This is a genomic window from Spirosoma jeollabukense (assembly GCF_054777855.1).
Genome location: NZ_BAAHAD010000086.1, coordinates 1 through 649, shown reverse-complemented (window position 1 = coordinate 649; position 649 = coordinate 1). Strand labels below are relative to the sequence as shown.

Below are 649 nucleotides of genomic sequence, written 5' to 3'. Positions count from 1 at the left end.
CACAGAACGACATGGCTACGATCCGACTTGTATGAAACTAGTTATAATTAATCACATATTATAATTTGTATACATTATATTACCTATACTTGCTATATGGCCAACTTCTGCTAAATTTCCATCTCATATTTTACTTGTAACAAACAATATATCATTGTTGTTAATATTTAAATTATTTTCTGAGATAGTATTTATTTTATTAAAAGATACATTATATAATATATTATTTAGATAATTATTATTACTTAATATAGCAACATCATAAGGTAATAATTGAAATATAGGATAATTAAATAATATTGCTATACTTATAGCTAAAGGTATACTGTTATTTGTATTACTTTGTAATTCACTCATTCTAATATTAATTAGCATTAAAATAAATAAAAATAAAATAGATACTGCTCCTATGTATACAACTAAATAGGATAAACCTAAAAAACTTAGACCTATTATTAATAAATAACAAGATATTCCTGCAAATAATCCTATTAAAAATAATAAAGATATAATAGGATTTTTACTTATAATAACAAATATACCTGATAATATAACTAATATATAAATAATATCTAATACTTCACTTTTATAACCATTTGTAAAACTTTCATTTATAATAAATAAATTATTCATTAAAAAATTTCTTTAG

Annotated in this window: 1 protein-coding gene; it reads right to left on the bottom strand. The window is 19.7% G+C overall.

Translation table 11 applies throughout. The features are described 5' to 3' along the window. Positions 1 to 123: 123 nt before the first annotated feature. A complete protein-coding gene (locus tag ACYVEA_RS34685) occupies positions 124 to 633 on the bottom strand; it encodes an NADH-quinone oxidoreductase subunit J family protein (protein ID WP_460433874.1) in 510 nt (169 codons plus the stop codon). Between the last annotated feature and the right edge of the window lie 16 nt (positions 634 to 649).